This is a genomic window from Novipirellula aureliae (genome assembly GCF_007860185.1).
Taxonomy (GTDB): Bacteria; Planctomycetota; Planctomycetia; order Pirellulales; family Pirellulaceae; genus Novipirellula_A; species Novipirellula_A aureliae.
This window is the reverse complement of record NZ_SJPY01000005.1, coordinates 353,518-367,685: the sequence shown is the minus strand read 5'-3', so window position 1 is coordinate 367,685 and position 14,168 is coordinate 353,518. Positions and strand designations below refer to the sequence as shown.

14 protein-coding genes are annotated in these 14,168 nt (G+C 53.0%); 8 read left to right on the top strand and 6 right to left on the bottom strand.

Annotated features, from left to right (window positions below; all coding sequences use genetic code 11):
* Positions 1-210 carry a hypothetical protein gene (locus Q31b_RS16515; RefSeq protein ID WP_146600756.1) on the bottom strand — a complete coding sequence of 70 codons (210 nt, stop codon included), beginning with the start codon at positions 208-210 and terminating at the stop codon, positions 1-3.
* Positions 211-559: 349 nt separating this feature from the next.
* Here Q31b_RS16515 and Q31b_RS16510 point away from each other — a divergent pair, with 349 nt between their 5' ends.
* Positions 560-1,267 carry a cytidylate kinase-like family protein gene (locus Q31b_RS16510; protein ID WP_146600755.1) on the top strand — a complete coding sequence of 236 codons (708 nt, stop codon included), beginning with the start codon at positions 560-562 and terminating at the stop codon, positions 1,265-1,267.
* 80 nt (positions 1,268-1,347) lie between these two features.
* Positions 1,348-1,614: a hypothetical protein gene (locus Q31b_RS16505; RefSeq protein ID WP_146600754.1), complete on the top strand. Its 267-nt coding sequence runs from the start codon at positions 1,348-1,350 to the stop codon at positions 1,612-1,614.
* Positions 1,615-1,755: 141 nt separating this feature from the next.
* Here the strand turns inward: Q31b_RS16505 and Q31b_RS16500 are convergent, their stop codons facing one another.
* Both Q31b_RS16500 and Q31b_RS16495 read right to left on the bottom strand, forming a co-directional pair.
* Positions 1,756-2,019, bottom strand: coding sequence for a hypothetical protein (locus tag Q31b_RS16500; protein WP_146600753.1), 264 nt, complete (start codon positions 2,017-2,019; stop codon positions 1,756-1,758).
* Between the two features lie 26 nt (positions 2,020-2,045).
* Positions 2,046-2,249 carry a carbon storage regulator gene (locus Q31b_RS16495; protein ID WP_146600752.1) on the bottom strand — a complete coding sequence of 68 codons (204 nt, stop codon included), beginning with the start codon at positions 2,247-2,249 and terminating at the stop codon, positions 2,046-2,048.
* A gap of 229 nt (positions 2,250-2,478) precedes the next feature.
* Here Q31b_RS16495 and Q31b_RS16490 point away from each other — a divergent pair, with 229 nt between their 5' ends.
* From Q31b_RS16490 to Q31b_RS16465, 6 genes are all read left to right on the top strand, one after another.
* The gene (locus Q31b_RS16490; protein WP_146600751.1) at positions 2,479-2,841 is read left to right on the top strand and encodes a hypothetical protein; all 363 of its coding nucleotides are present in this window, start codon (positions 2,479-2,481) and stop codon (positions 2,839-2,841) included.
* 315 nt (positions 2,842-3,156) lie between these two features.
* The gene (locus tag Q31b_RS16485) at positions 3,157-4,383 is read left to right on the top strand and encodes an efflux RND transporter periplasmic adaptor subunit (protein WP_197171676.1); all 1,227 of its coding nucleotides are present in this window, start codon (positions 3,157-3,159) and stop codon (positions 4,381-4,383) included.
* Between the two features lie 171 nt (positions 4,384-4,554).
* Positions 4,555-8,019 carry an efflux RND transporter permease subunit gene (locus Q31b_RS16480; RefSeq protein WP_146600750.1) on the top strand — a complete coding sequence of 1,155 codons (3,465 nt, stop codon included), beginning with the start codon at positions 4,555-4,557 and terminating at the stop codon, positions 8,017-8,019.
* A 2-nt stretch (positions 8,020-8,021) separates the two neighbouring features.
* A complete protein-coding gene (locus Q31b_RS16475) occupies positions 8,022-9,410 on the top strand; it encodes a two-component system sensor histidine kinase NtrB (protein ID WP_146600749.1) in 1,389 nt (462 codons plus the stop codon).
* 23 nt (positions 9,411-9,433) lie between these two features.
* Entirely contained in the window at positions 9,434-10,795 is a 1,362-nt protein-coding gene (locus Q31b_RS16470) for a sigma-54-dependent transcriptional regulator (protein WP_146600748.1), read from the top strand.
* 120 nt (positions 10,796-10,915) lie between these two features.
* Positions 10,916-11,437 (top strand): PTS sugar transporter subunit IIA, encoded by a 522-nt coding sequence (locus Q31b_RS16465; protein ID WP_146600747.1) that lies wholly within the window; start codon positions 10,916-10,918, stop codon positions 11,435-11,437.
* Between the two features lie 304 nt (positions 11,438-11,741).
* Here the strand turns inward: Q31b_RS16465 and Q31b_RS16460 are convergent, their stop codons facing one another.
* The 3 genes from Q31b_RS16460 to Q31b_RS16450 form a co-directional block, all read right to left on the bottom strand.
* Entirely contained in the window at positions 11,742-12,119 is a 378-nt protein-coding gene (locus tag Q31b_RS16460) for a VOC family protein (RefSeq protein WP_146600746.1), read from the bottom strand.
* A gap of 236 nt (positions 12,120-12,355) precedes the next feature.
* A complete protein-coding gene (locus Q31b_RS16455) occupies positions 12,356-13,108 on the bottom strand; it encodes a YciI family protein (RefSeq protein WP_146600745.1) in 753 nt (250 codons plus the stop codon).
* Positions 13,105-13,983: a YciI family protein gene (locus Q31b_RS16450; RefSeq protein WP_146600744.1), complete on the bottom strand. Its 879-nt coding sequence runs from the start codon at positions 13,981-13,983 to the stop codon at positions 13,105-13,107. Before Q31b_RS16450 ends, Q31b_RS16455 begins: the two co-directional genes overlap by 4 nt.
* Between the last annotated feature and the right edge of the window lie 185 nt (positions 13,984-14,168).

Genomic DNA, 14,168 nt, shown 5'->3' with positions numbered 1-14,168 from the left:
CTACTTCAATTTGGTTTGCTCGAACGACGTGTCGAGCCGATTAGGTATAGCGGTTATCGTCCTGCCGGTTGTTCCCAATTTTTGCTGTGAGTCCAATGGAGGGGATTGTGCCAGGATTTGCAGAACGATTTTATCGAACGATTCGGATGCGTTGACTTTGCCGACCACGGTCTCTTTTTCAGGGAGGTCATCGAGTGGTAGATCGTTCATCTCGATAGGGCCTAGCACGCAGGAATCTTCGAAGGAGGAAGACGCTGTAGCAAAACGTGGGCCGGAACGCTCGATTGCTTCCGCGTAAACGATATCATGTTTGCAAGGAGAAGATGCCTGCAAAGGTTAGCATGCGGATGCAAACGCTTGCTTCGTAGCGACCGCTTTTGGAGAACGTGGGGTGAGGAGAATCAAGCCGTTTGGCTTCTGCGAAAACCTGCGATTTCTGGCACCTTCTGGCTAGGCGTCTTTCGGTCTTTCGTCAGATTGGCGGTTTTGGCCCGTCGCGTGCTTTGCCTCTCATTCGTCCATATGACCGACCCGTGTCTCCAACAAAAGGAATCATCCCATGGCACTCCATGTCGCTGGCATCGAACACAAAGCGGAAAGCAACATCTTCAAATGGGTGCAAGCCGAAAATACCCACCGTCGATTAGCCACGCGTGATCCGACCAAGGCGTTCGGGCCCTATTTGGCATTGTCCCGCGAAACCGGTGCGTGCGGAAGCGAGATCGCCCAAAAGGTTGCCGAGCGTTTACGGTGGGATTTGCTAGACCAGGAGATCGTCGATTATATCGAGCATCATTATGGCACGCCGCGTTGTTTAATTCAGGGAGTCGATGAGCGGCACGAGAATTGGCTCTGCTCGATCTTCACTTCTCGAATCGGCGGACTTGGTTTTTCTGGATCGACCTACACGCGCCGAGTCACCAAGTTGTTATTGATGGCCGCTTCGCATGGCGATGTGGTCATCGTTGGCCGCGGCGCTCGCTTCGTTTTGCCTCGCAATCGCGGCCTCTCGGTGCGGATCGTTGCACCGATGGATTTTCGAGTCAATCAGGTGATGCGGGAACAAGGGATTGGCGTAAAAGAGGCCCATCGGTTCGTTGTCGAAAGGGACCACGATCGCGACGTCTACATCAAAGACCATTTTCACCAAAATGCTTCCGATCCGCACTTGTATGACGTCGTTCTAAACGTCGGTGAAATGTCGCTCGATGATGCTGCTGACACCATTGTCGAATCGATTGGTCATTTTATTCGCAAAGCCGCATAGTTGTTTCGATCTCACCCTCACTCAGACCGTTTTCAATAGAGTCTCAAAAGAAAGCTCACTACCCAATCATGGAGGAGACCATGTCAGTGCTGGACATGTGCTACAGTGACGACCAATTTCTACAGTCGTGCGAGGTTTGCGGACGACCGACGATCATTTCGCATGAACTCGCAGGCGAGCGAGTGGGCTGCTGTCATTGCGGCGGCACATTCCTTGCCAGCGGCCACTCACCAGAACGCTGCGTGTACGGTGAAACGCCATCCGTAACAAGCGATGATTGGAGTAGGCTACGAGCTGCCGCAAGCCTGTTGACGGCGATCAGCAATCTGTTTGCAGAGTTCCTTTGAGACTCAACGTTCTCTCGAGGATCCGCACGCCGAGAATCGAGTCGAGGATCGAGTCGAGTTGCGCCAAACCGTAGCGAAAGTCGTCAAGACTTTCGGTAACTCGGGACGCGGGGCGCCGAAACGCTTGGCGCGTTTCGCTACCTACCAGGTTGCGGGCGGATCGCTGGCGGGAAACGACTCGGCACTCGCTTCGTCCACCGCATCGATCACACCATGCTCGGCATCAAAATGTTCAGCAACTCGGTTCTGGCCTATATCCGCTATCGGCGCCGTGCCTGATTCCGCGGAACGTTCAGACAATGTAAAGCGCACTTCGAGCCCATGAACGGTTCGGTAGACGTGCTCTCTCATAATCGCATCGTGTTGGGCATCCGTACTCAACTGATTTGGTTTCATTATCATCATGGTTCTCAGGTTATTTGGAGTTGCTTTCAAAAAGTTCGGCAGTGCAGTTCGGCCTTCAGGTCGTCAGCCGTGAAACGCGGCTCCTTTCGCAATTCGCCTCGACGGACCGCAACCTCGCGAGGGGCATCAATGCCGATCTGGACTCGTCCGCTCGTAGCACGAGTGATAATCAGTGTGATATCCGATCCGATTTCAATGGTTTCGCCGACCTTGCGGCTGAGAACTAACATGGCCTGATCCTTCAATGGGGGGTGGGTGCAGCAACACTCGCTATCTGTGCTGCGAGTTCGGCTGTTGTTGCTATGACGCTGCAATCGGCAGGCCACTGTGAAGCAAGTTGCTAAAGATTTTGAAAATATTCCGACACTTCTCGCTAATCGCCACCATCAAACTATCCGCCCCCAACGACCTTGCGTCGTTGGAGCGAACGATTGTTAGCTAAATCCTAGTGTTTTTCACATGATCGACCCCAACGGGCTTGCCCCGTTGGGTGAGCGAGATCTGATTCACCAACGGGACAAGCCCATTGGGGTCTTACTTGACAACGGTGCTGTTTTTAGCTGCCAATCGTTGGCTCCAATGGGGCAAGCCCATTGGGGGCCGCTGCAACAGTGGTGGCGATTAGCGAGAAGTGTCAATATTCCGAGTCACTTCAGTTCGTTTTCCTTTGGTTTGCGATGGAATCGTGAGACGCCGATTCACGTTGACAACTCTGGCCAAATCAGCTCGCTCGTTGTCGTGAAGCAACGGATTGCAGGTCCATGCGAAGGCTTGCATAACTGGACTCGAAAAGCCAAATGCAGCGGCTTGCCGAGAAGGTGAAAGGATTTGCAGATGTTGATAGGAAACTGGACATGTCGGTCAGAGCCAGGGTCTTCTTTCAACCCGGGAAAACACGTGGAAACCCGTCGGATTTGGCAACATCGCAAAGCGGCGAAACGAGATTGGCACAGGCGATGCTGACATGAACCGGAAAGATCTGGTAGCCAAAATCGCCAAGCATTTCCATTCTTGTGCCGAAGGAGCCAAAGAGGGCGAAGGTGTCGAACGCCTCCGCGGCTTTGGTAGCGGAAAGGTTTGCTAGCGATCACTTAAACACACCTAAAATAACACAATAGATATAGGAAGCTTCCTCCCATGCGTATCATCCTATCCATCGCTTTGCTCTTTGCGATCGGTTCTCTCTCGATGACCCGGGTCGACAAGTTGAAAGACAGCTACGACGAGTACTTCGGTTCGAATGCGTCGTTGAGTGAAAACGTCGATGGGGAGCATGATTTGGACGAGCAGGACGAGCATCAAGAGCATGCGGGGCATCCAGAATCTGGAGAGCACGCCGAGGGCGACCATCACGCCATCCACAAGATCGTCGCGACGAGTCCCGTTGCCAAAGACGTGACCTTGACGCAGCAATACGTTTGCCAAATTCACTCTCGTCGACATATTGAAGTTTGCGCCCTCGCAGGCGGTTACTTGAAAGAGATTCAGGTGAATGAGGGCCAGATGGTCCGAAAGGGACAGTCGATGTTCCGCATTCTGCCGACGTTATACGAAGCAAAGCTCGACGCTGACATGGCCGAAGCTCGGTTGGCTCAAGTGGAGTACGACAACACGGAAAGTCTAGTGCAACAAAACATTGTTTCGCCACAAGAGCTGAAGCTTGCTAAAGCGAAGCTGGCCAAAGCATTCGCTAACGTCAAGTTAGCCCAGGCGGAAATGGATTTTGCAGACATCAAGGCTCCTTTCGATGGCGTCGTCGACCGGTTGCACGAACAGGAAGGCAGCCTTGTCGATGAAGGCGCAATGTTGACGACGATGTCCGACAACAGCGTCATGTGGGTCTACTTCAACGTCCCCGAGGCTCGTTACTTGGAATACCAAACCGCGATGAACGCTGGCCAGGACCAAGACAGCCTGAATGTGCAATTGAGGCTAGCCAATCACACCATCTTTGACCAACCCGGCAAGATTGGTGCGATCGAAGCGGACTTTGACAGCGAAACAGGGAACATCGCGTTTCGCGCCGACTTCCCCAATACGAACGGACTACTGCGTCATGGCCAAACCGGCACGATACTGATTCATAAAATCGAGAAGGATGCCATTGTGATTCCTCAGCGAGCGACGTTCGAGATTTTGGCTAAAAAGTACGCCTATGTGATCGATGCTAACAATGTGGTGCACCAACGCGAAATCGTCATTCAGAACGAGAAAGACGATGTCTTCCTGGTCGCCGACGGATTGGAAGCTGGCGAGACAATCGTCTTGGAAGGTATTCGACAAGTTCGCGATGGCGAAACGATTGAGTGCGAATATCAAGATCCCGAAACCGTGCTGGCTAACTTGAAGTACCACGCTGAATAGCGACCCAATGTGAAGGCCACCTAGTAGCGGAACCCGCCAAGAGTTCCGAGCCGCCCGATCGGCGAAAGCCTTTGCGGCTTCCCTTAACCACTTGTTCATTCCGCACAAACCCCATTCGCATCGCGAAAGTCACGACGACTTTCACCACGACACAGGAACGTCAACGAATTCATGTTCGAAAAATTTCTGCATAGGCCCGCATTGGCCATCGTCATCTCGTTGCTCATCCTATTCATGGGTGGGATGGCGATCAACGTGCTGCCGATCTCTCAGTTCCCCTCCGTCGCGCCACCCAGCGTTCGAGTGTCGGTATCCTATCCTGGTGCCAGTGCAAAAATCCTGATCGACTCGACGATGGTGATTTTGGAACAGGCCATCAATGGTGTTCCCAATATGCGCTACATGATGGGGGACGCGACCAGCGCTGGTGAAGGCACCATTCAAATTGTGTTTGAGCCAGGCACCGATCCTAATGTTGCAGTCATGAACGTCAACAATCGTGTTCAGATGGTCAAGAACAATCTGCCACCGATCGTCGAACGTGAAGGCATTATCGTGATGCAGAACATGACCAGCATGCTGATGTACGTGAACGTTTTCAGTACGGATTCCAACGTCGACCAGAACTATCTTTACAACTACGCTACCGTCAATATTCTCAACGAGATCAAACGAATTCCCGGGGTTGGTCGTGCAACGATCCTGGGAAACCGTTCGTACGCAATGCGTGTGGAACTCGATTTGGAGCGCATGCGTGCATACAAAGTCGATGCGGAAGACGTGATGAAGGCACTCGACGAACAGAGCATGATCGGCTCCCCAGGGCGACTTGGGCAAGCCACCGGCACAACGTCGCAGACCCTCGAATACGTGTTAACGTGGGTCGGTCGCTACAAAACGCCAGAGGAATACAGCAAGATTATCTTGCGAGCGACACCTGAAGGCGAGATTTTACGACTGGGAGATGTCGCCAATGTGTCTCTCGGTTCTTCCTTCTACGACCTCTATTCCGACATCGATGGTTTGCCATCCGCCGCTATCGTACTGAAGCAAACACCCGGGTCCAATGCGGCAGAGGTGATCGAGAGGGTAAAGGAAAAAGTCGAAGAGATCAAACAAAAGTCGTTCCCACCAGGAATGGACTATGCCGTGACCTATGACGTATCAAACTTTTTGGACGCGTCGATCGAAAAAGTATTGCATACGCTGTTTGAAGCGTTCATTCTGGTTTCGCTTGTTGTCTATCTGTTTCTCGGTGATTTTCGCAGCACACTTATCCCGACACTGGCCGTGCCCGTTTCGCTGATCGGCACGTTTTTCTTCATGCTAATGTTTGGCATGTCGATCAACCTGATCACATTGTTCGCACTCGTGCTTGCAATTGGAGTGGTGGTCGACGATGCGATCGTGGTCGTTGAAGCGGTCCATGAGAAAATGCACACCAAGCATCTTGGACCGTACCAAGCGACTCAGGAGGTCGTCCGAGAAATCAGCGGGGCGATCATCGCGATCACGCTGGTGATGACCGCTGTCTTTATCCCCGTGACGTTCATGACCGGCCCAGTGGGCGTGTTCTACCGACAGTTTGCATTGACGATGGCGATGTCGATCGTTATCTCGGGCGTCGTGGCGTTGTCGCTGACACCGGTGTTGTGTGCCATGATCCTGAAACCGCTCGGTGACAAGGGACAGCGTGGCGTTATCGGCGCGGTGAATCGTGGTATGAAAAAAATCGCAGGGGAATATGCGTATATTCTGCGCGGATTGCTGTGCCTGTTGTTGGGGGCGGCAGTCGGTGCGGGGGCCTTTTTTCTGTTGCATGTCGAAATCGTTCACGAAGTCCTTTCGGAACAAGTCGAACTCACGGGCATTCGTGTGATGATCATCACGGGCATCGTTGCTGTGCTTGCTGTATTTTCGTTCTGGGCAGCCTTTTCAGGTTTCGAGGGCAGTCCGAAACGGCGAAGCCCTATCGGCGTATTCCTGCACCTGTTTGACCGTGGCGTGGAGAAGGTCACCGGTGGCTATGCGGGCGTGCTTCGCCACATCATCACTCGCCGCGTCTTGACGATCGCCGTGATCGGAGTGTTCGCATATGGCATTCTGGTCGTCAATAAAGTCCTGCCCACCGGATTTATTCCGCTGGAAGACCAAGGGATGATCTATGGCATCGTGCAAACGCCACCTGGGTCAACGTTGGAATACACCAATGCGAAGTGTCACGAGCTGCAGAAAATTTGTAAAGATTTTACTGACGAAGACGGAGATCCCTTGGTGACTTCGGTCTCGTCAATCGCTGGCTACGAAGTTCTCACCGAAGGGCGTGGATCGAACGCTGGTACTTGCATCATCAACTTGCAACCGTGGGCGAAACGCGAATTGACGTCCAAGCAGATTATCGAGGAGCTTGAGAAACGTGGTGCCGAGATTGCTAACGTCAAGCTCGAGTTTTTTGAACCGCCTGCCGTTCCCGGATTTGGTGCCGCCGGAGGTTTTTCGGTGAACTTGCTCGATAAGACCAATAGTGGCGACTATACGGCGTTGGGCGAAGAAACGGACAAGTTCATGGACGCGCTCAGCAAACGACCGGAACTGAAGGGGCTCTTCACGTTTTTCGCCGCAAACTATCCGCAGTACGAGATCATCATTGACAATGATGTCGCGATGCAAAAAGGGGTGTCGATTCGAGCTGCGATGGACAACTTGTCGATCGTGATTGGCAGCACATGGGAACAAGGCTTTGTGCGGTTTGGTCAGTTCTACAAGGTCTATGTCCAGGCGGCACCCGAGTTTCGCCGCTACCCAGAAGATTTGGACAACATGTTTGTCAAGAATGAAGCGGGAGACATGGTACCCTATTCCGCGTTCATGCGAATCGAGAAGAAGCAGGGACTCAATGAGATCAGCCGCTACAATCTATATCCGACCGCGCCGATTCAGGGCGCACCCGCCGCGGGATATAGCAGTGGCGAAGCGATCGCTGCGATCAAAGAAGTCGCCGCGGAAACACTTCCTAATGGTTTTGATATCGACTGGCGTGGGCTTGCGTACGATGAGGCCAATGCGGGAAACACGGCCGTCTACATCTTTTTGATCGTGGTCGTGTTTGTCTATATGGTGTTGGTGGGGCAATACGAGAGTTTCATCATTCCCATTGCCGTCCTGGCGTCACTACCAGTCGGATTGTTCGGCTCGTTTCTGTTTCTTAAGTCAATGGGGCTGGCCAACGACGTGTATTGCCAGATCGGTCTCGTCATGCTGGTCGGCTTGCTCGGTAAGAATGCGATTCTAATCATCGAATTTGCGGTCCAACGTCGCCAACAGGGACTCAGTATCCAAGATGCCGGTATCGAAGGTGGCAAGCTGCGGTTTCGACCGATTCTGATGACCTCGTTTGCCTTTATTGCTGGCTTGATCCCGTTGGTTCGAGCAACCGGTCCCGGTGCGATCGGCAACCGTACGATCGGTACCACAGCGGTGGGGGGCATGTTGCTGGGAACACTTGTTGGTGTGCTGGTGATCCCTGGTTTATACTATCTATTCGCTAGGCTCGCCGATGGACGTTACCTGATCAAGGACGAACACGAAGAACCATTGAGCGAGTATTTTGAGCGACACGAAGGGGAGACACCTTAAAGATGTTTCGCAATCAGCCAACGGAACTAGGAAAGAGCTACCGAATCGCGGTGATCGGATTGTCGTTACTGAGTGTCGCTGCGCTGGCGATCACCCTTTGGATGCTGGTTGACTTACTAAAAGAGCAGAATGTTGTCGACGACCTGATGAAGGAATTGCCTCGCGGAGCCAAGAGAGCTGCCGAATTCTTGGCAGGGGAACTGAAGTGGCATTTTCGTCTGACGATTTTGGTCATCATCAACGTCGTGGTTACGGCAATCGCAGTCATCTTATTGTGGCGTGCCTACCACGCTTCCCAAACTTCACTTCGCGACTTCAAAGCGCTCGCCAGCGATGTGCTTAGCAGCATGGCCCTCGGAATCATCACGACTGACTTGAATGGACATGTCACCAGCATCAATCGTCGCGGCATGGAACTGTTGGTCGCCGATTCGTCCTGCATTGGCCAATCCATTGCAAGTATCAAGTCGGTGCCCTTGAGAGAATTCCGCGATGACTGGATGGCCGAGCGGTCGACCGATATGTTTCGCGACCTCACCGTCACCGAGGGTAGTAACCCCCGTAGGCTCCGTGCGTTCTGTCAAATCCTAAGCGATCACAATGGAAAGGAGGTGGGCAATGTGCTGCAGCTACGTGACGTAACCGAGCGGATCTTGATCGAACAACGGATGCGTCGGATGGAACGCTACATGGGCTTGGGCTCACTTGCAGGTGGTTTGCATCATGAGATCAAAAACCCACTCGCTGCGCTTTCGCTACACGTCCAGCTATTGGAAGAACAACTTGAAGCCGATGACACGTCGGAAGACAACCGACAAATGCTAGGTGTCATCCGAACGGAAGTCACTCGAATCGGTGGTGTGCTGGAGAGCTTTCGTGATTTCGCGTCGGTTGACTGCCTCCATACTCGTTGTGTCGATGTGGCGGAGATACTGCGCCAACAAATCGACTTGATACGTCTCCAAGCGGATCAGCAGGGCGTGCAAATCGTTTTCGATCCATGCGCAGAAGATGTGACGGTGGAAGCCGATCCGTCACGGTTGGAACAGGTTTTCTTGAACTTGTTCATCAATGCTATCGAAGCGATGCCAGATGGCGGCACGTTGACAATCGCGACAAGTCGAATGGCCGACTCGTTACAGATCGGCTTTGCCGACACCGGACGCGGCATACCGCCAAACTTGGCTGACAAAATACTCGATCCCTATTTCACGACGAAAGATACCGGCACCGGTTTGGGTTTGGCGCTATGCGACAAAATTGTTAGGCAGCACCGAGGCGCCCTCGACTTCCAAACTTCCGAGACAGGAACGATCTTTGCGATCACATTGCCGATCGAAATCCCCCATCCCAATCGAACGGACAAGCAACCGGCCAACTCCGTTGTTTGATAACCATACAAGACATTGTTTTCATGATGCAAAACGAATTTCATATTTTGATCGTCGATGACGAACCCAACATCCGCTCTGGATTAGCGAGAGGTCTGTCCAAAGTCGCGGACAAAGTCGCGACAGCTGGTTCGGTCAACGAGGGGCTCGACAAGTTTGACGCCGGCAACTTCCAACTCGTGATTGCCGACGTCCGAATGCCGGGCGATCGAGACGGCTTGGATTTGATTTCGTTGGTGCAGCAGCGAAAGCCAGGTACGACAACGATTGTGATCACAGCCCATGGCAGCATGGAAACGGCCGTCGATGCCATGCGACGCGGTGCTTTTGATTTCATCAGTAAGCCGGTCGACCTGAATCTGATTCGTCAACAGGTCTGTCGGGCGGCCGAGCATCATCGTTTGCAGTACGAAAACCATGAGCTGAAAGAAAAGTTGGCTGCCGCGGGCGAGATCAGTGGCATCATCGGAAACAGCCAAGCTCTTGAAGAGTTACTCATTCAGATTCGTCAAGTCGCTTCGACCGATGCGACCGTGATGATTCATGGCGAGAGTGGAACGGGCAAGGAACTGATTGCGAGAGCGATCCACGACCAAAGCAACCGATCAACAGGCTCGTTTATCGCCGTCAACCTGGGCGCACTACCCGAAACACTCCTTGAAAGCGAATTGTTCGGTCACGAGCAGGGATCGTTCACCGGAGCATCGCGGCAAAAACCAGGTTGTTTCGAACAGGCGGTTGGCGGCACGCTGTTCCTCGATGAGATCACCGAAATTCCAGCCAAAAGTCAAGTCGATTTGCTTCGCGTATTGGAGTCGCAGCAATACACTCGCGTTGGTGGAGAGGATCAAATGCATTCGGACGCACGAATTGTGTCGGCAACCAACCGCGACGTGTCACAAATGCTTGCCGAGGGTACCTTCCGCGAAGATCTTTACTATCGGTTGAACATCGTTCCCATCCATGTTCCACCGCTAAGGTCCCGACGTGGTGATGTCCCATTGTTGGTCGAATACTTCATGGATCACTTTTGCAAGCGTCACGGTCGTCAGCCGAAAACGGTCGACTCCGAGGCGATGCATCTTCTTGCCAATGCTCGATGGCCCGGAAATGTTCGGCAACTCCGAAACGTCGTCGAACGTGTTGTCGTCACCTCGACGAGTGACAAAATCCAAACGAGTGATCTGCCGGAAGAGCTTCGCAAGGGTGAGACCATGCTGAATCCTGTCATACGGACGCTTGCTGAAATCACCGAGACGGCTGAAAAAGCTGGTATTGAGAATGCACTCGCAGCCAACGACCATCATCGTGAACTCACCGCCAAGTCACTCGGCATCAGCGTGCGAACGTTACACTACAAAATGAACAAATACGACCTTCACTAATGTTTCATCCCCAAACCATCGCCAAGTAGCAGAATTCGTCAAAGGTTTCGGCCGACTTCGCAATCCCCGAATGCCTTGGCGGCGTCCGCTACCGATCTACCCAGGGCTCGGGTGAATGCTATGGAATCTTCGACCTATCAACCAACCCAGTCAAGCGACCCCGCGGTCGAGCCAGGACTCTCGTTTTCGAACGTCTTTCATGCCGACTGCATCATGGTTTTAGGTGATGGCGAAACCAAGTCGTCAGTGATCGCACAATTGGTGAAGCGACTTGCTAAAAATGGTCGACTGTGCCCATCCCAGGATGACTTTGTCGCCCATCGAATCAAATATCGAGAGAGTCTGGCGTCGACCGCTTTTGGCCGTGGCCTCGCTTTCCCCCATTTGCGGACTCCCTACGTCGATGATTTCATCGGCGCGATTGGGATCCTGCCATCCGGTATCTCCTTCGATTCCAACGATGGCGCCAAAACCAAGCTCGTATTCTTAACCCTGTCACCATACGCCAGTCGCCAGCACCACACCCAATTGCTCAGCCGCCTCGTCAGTCTTCTGAGCAATAAAGCCGCCGCCGTCCGACTGCTGCACAATGTCAACCCAACCGTCTTCCACCGAATTCTTTGCAGCTTTGATTCGATGTAGCCAATCGGGCGACGGGCCCCTCTTTCAGGCCCCTCTTTCAGGCCCGATGACGCGACGATCTCGCTGGCATTTTTCATTTGCTTCCGCAGAAATTCACGCTGCATGTTCCGGATTTTTGGCTCGGCGAACTCCTGCAAGATAAATTGCGGTTACTCGTTTCCAGCCACAGACCGATCCCAGTTGGTTCTCGGATAACGGCGTCGGTATTGAATCGGGGGAACGCCTGAGTCGGACCGCGGAGCCCTGACATTGTCATCCTACCGGGTTGTTTCGCATCGTGTCGTAGGGTGCGGCTGGCGATTGACTACTCTTGTGAGTGCAATCCAAACATGTTCCCCTCGGTGTCGACCGCCAACGCCATGAAGCCGTACTGCCCGAGCGACACCTTCGCCTTTTGAATTTTGCCACCAGCGGATTCGACTCGGGACGCTTCGATCGCGCAGTCTTCGCAAGCGAAATAGACCCGTGTACTGTTTCCACCTGATGGGAATCCCTCCATTTTTACGAGCGCACCTGCGGCACCTTGGGCTCCCATCTCCATCGGAAAAGCCAGTAATTCAATTTCGGGCGACGGTGCGTCCAATTTGGTTAGTTCTGTGCCGAGTACCTTCTCGTAGAACTTCTTCGCGCGGTCAAGGTTTTCGACGTAAATTTCAAACCAGCACACAGGATTCGTTTTCATCGTTTTGGTTCCTCTTTTGTTTGGCAATACTTTTGATGGCACTTCCGAAGTAGAGCCCACCTCCGTTTAACGTGGCATTACCGATGATATCGAACAACTTCAATCCGAACGGCAAAATCAGTCATCAAATTCTTTCTGCCCTGCGATGCCTTTAAACACCGCCAGTATCTGTGCGATGGCCTACGGACTCTTCCAAGGAGCCCAATCAAAATGGAGATGACTGAACCGACGCAGCGCTACGTGGCATCCGGTAGTGTCTCAATCGGCCGTATCTCGGCCGTTCCTCGTCGCGATCCGGGGATCCTCGTTGCGATCTCGATTGCTTCATCGAGGTTTGCAACACGGATCAAAAAATAGCCACCGAGCTGTTCTTTCGTTTCGGGAAACGGTCCATCGACAACCGCACGACTTCCGTTGCGAACACGCACACAGGTCGCGGTTGCTGGCGGCTGAAGAGGCGATGCCGAAAGGAATTGGCCGTTCGCATGTAGTTGATGGCAGACTTCGACCGATTCGGCCAGCGCGAGTGCATGTTCTTCGGGCGGCCAAGCACCGTCCTCGGCATACATCAGCAAGATGTAGTTCCTCGGTGTCTCCCTATCGCTTGGGACTCGGTTACTTTCTCCTGTTTCGGGCAACGACAACGAGCTTGGCAACGGGAAAAGCGGTCGAATCTCGACCGTCCCCTTTTTTGCAGGCGGTAATCTGCTGGCGATCTCGACCGCCTCGTCACGGTCGCCAACATCGATGATGTAGTAACCGCCTAGCTGTTCCGTTGTTTCGGCGAAGGGGCCGTCGGTGATCTGACGCTTACCGTCACGAACGCGGACGCTGGTCGCAGTCGTCACCGACCGTAGTGGCGACGAGCTGATCCATTTACCTTCCGTTTCAAGTTCGTCGCAGATCGCCATGGACTTGAGCATGCAGTCCTTGCGTTCTTCCTCCGTCCAGCAATCCTCGGCGCCGTAGATCAATAGCATGTACTTCATTTTACAACCTCAATCGTCGCTGTTTGTTGCCTACTGCTATCCTCGGGGACCATCACCATCCAACCGATACCGAATTTATCGGTGACCATGCCGTATCGAGGTGACCAAAACGTCTTCTCCAGCGGCATGTCGACAATGCCGCCTTCGGAAAGCGCAGCGAACACACGATCGCAAACAGCCTCACTCTCGACCGACAAGGCCAAGCGAAATCCCTCATGACTGGTCGCGTCACCGCAGCCGTCGGATGCCATCAGCATCATCTTGCCAACCTTGAAGGAGGCGTGCATCACCTTGTCCTCAAAACCCGGCTGCAGCATTCCCTCGGGCACAGGATCGGGACTCTCACTGAATCTCATCTTCAATAAGACGTTGGCCCCAATGGCTTGCTCGTAGAAAGCCAGCGCCTCTTCACAGCGTCCGCCGAAAAATAAGTACGACTGCACGTCCATTTGCTGCATCGCAATCTTCTCGCGAAGGCTGCCTTCTTGCTCGCTCAAATCGATCGCTAGATCGCCCTCGGCAAAGTCTTCCATTGTGAACAGCGGACGAATTTCGATGTCTGAATCTTCGTTCATTGGATTGGGACAACGCTTGACCCAGTCGATGGCTTCCTGCATCGAAGCGACTTCCCAGAGCCAGTAGCCCGCGACCAACTCTTTCGTCTCGGCGAATGGACCGTCCGTCACGCTGCGGTCGGAACCGCTGAAATGAACGCGTACACCTTGGGAGCTTGGCTTCAGCCCTTCACCCGCTTTCATGATTCCGGCTTTCACCAGTTCCTGATTGAACCGGCCCATGTCGGACAACCGTTTTTCGTCTGGCATTTTCCCGGCTTCGGAACTCTTCGTTGCTTTTACAAAGACGATGACTTTCATTTGCTACTCTCTCATTCGTAAGAAAAGAACTCTAATTGAAATGACGTACTGCGGTTTCATCGGTAAACAACGGAATATTCTCGAACCCAATCGCTTCATAAAACGCCATCAACGCCTTGAGGTCGACGACGGGAAAGTTCACGAAAATCATTCTTTCCAACTGTTTTTCCTTCAAAATGGCTGTT

What these genes read in the sequence shown, in the direction of transcription:
- Q31b_RS16470 (WP_146600748.1), top strand. Translation starts at nt 9,434, where the DNA reads ATGATGCAAAACGAATTTCATATTTTGATCGTCGATGACGAACCCAAC.
- Q31b_RS16485 (WP_197171676.1), top strand. Translation starts at nt 3,157, where the DNA reads ATGCGTATCATCCTATCCATCGCTTTGCTCTTTGCGATCGGTTCTCTC.
- Q31b_RS16475 (WP_146600749.1), top strand. Translation starts at nt 8,022, where the DNA reads ATGTTTCGCAATCAGCCAACGGAACTAGGAAAGAGCTACCGAATCGCG.
- Q31b_RS16480 (WP_146600750.1), top strand. Translation starts at nt 4,555, where the DNA reads ATGTTCGAAAAATTTCTGCATAGGCCCGCATTGGCCATCGTCATCTCG.
- Q31b_RS16495 (WP_146600752.1), bottom strand. Translation starts at nt 2,249, where the DNA reads ATGTTAGTTCTCAGCCGCAAGGTCGGCGAAACCATTGAAATCGGATCG.
- Q31b_RS16500 (WP_146600753.1), bottom strand. Translation starts at nt 2,019, where the DNA reads ATGATGATAATGAAACCAAATCAGTTGAGTACGGATGCCCAACACGAT.
- Q31b_RS16510 (WP_146600755.1), top strand. Translation starts at nt 560, where the DNA reads ATGGCACTCCATGTCGCTGGCATCGAACACAAAGCGGAAAGCAACATC.
- Q31b_RS16455 (WP_146600745.1), bottom strand. Translation starts at nt 13,108, where the DNA reads ATGAAGTACATGCTATTGATCTACGGCGCCGAGGATTGCTGGACGGAG.
- Q31b_RS16490 (WP_146600751.1), top strand. Translation starts at nt 2,479, where the DNA reads ATGATCGACCCCAACGGGCTTGCCCCGTTGGGTGAGCGAGATCTGATT.
- Q31b_RS16505 (WP_146600754.1), top strand. Translation starts at nt 1,348, where the DNA reads ATGTCAGTGCTGGACATGTGCTACAGTGACGACCAATTTCTACAGTCG.
- Q31b_RS16450 (WP_146600744.1), bottom strand. Translation starts at nt 13,983, where the DNA reads ATGAAAGTCATCGTCTTTGTAAAAGCAACGAAGAGTTCCGAAGCCGGG.
- Q31b_RS16465 (WP_146600747.1), top strand. Translation starts at nt 10,916, where the DNA reads ATGGAATCTTCGACCTATCAACCAACCCAGTCAAGCGACCCCGCGGTC.
- Q31b_RS16460 (WP_146600746.1), bottom strand. Translation starts at nt 12,119, where the DNA reads ATGAAAACGAATCCTGTGTGCTGGTTTGAAATTTACGTCGAAAACCTT.
- Q31b_RS16515 (WP_146600756.1), bottom strand. Translation starts at nt 210, where the DNA reads ATGAACGATCTACCACTCGATGACCTCCCTGAAAAAGAGACCGTGGTC.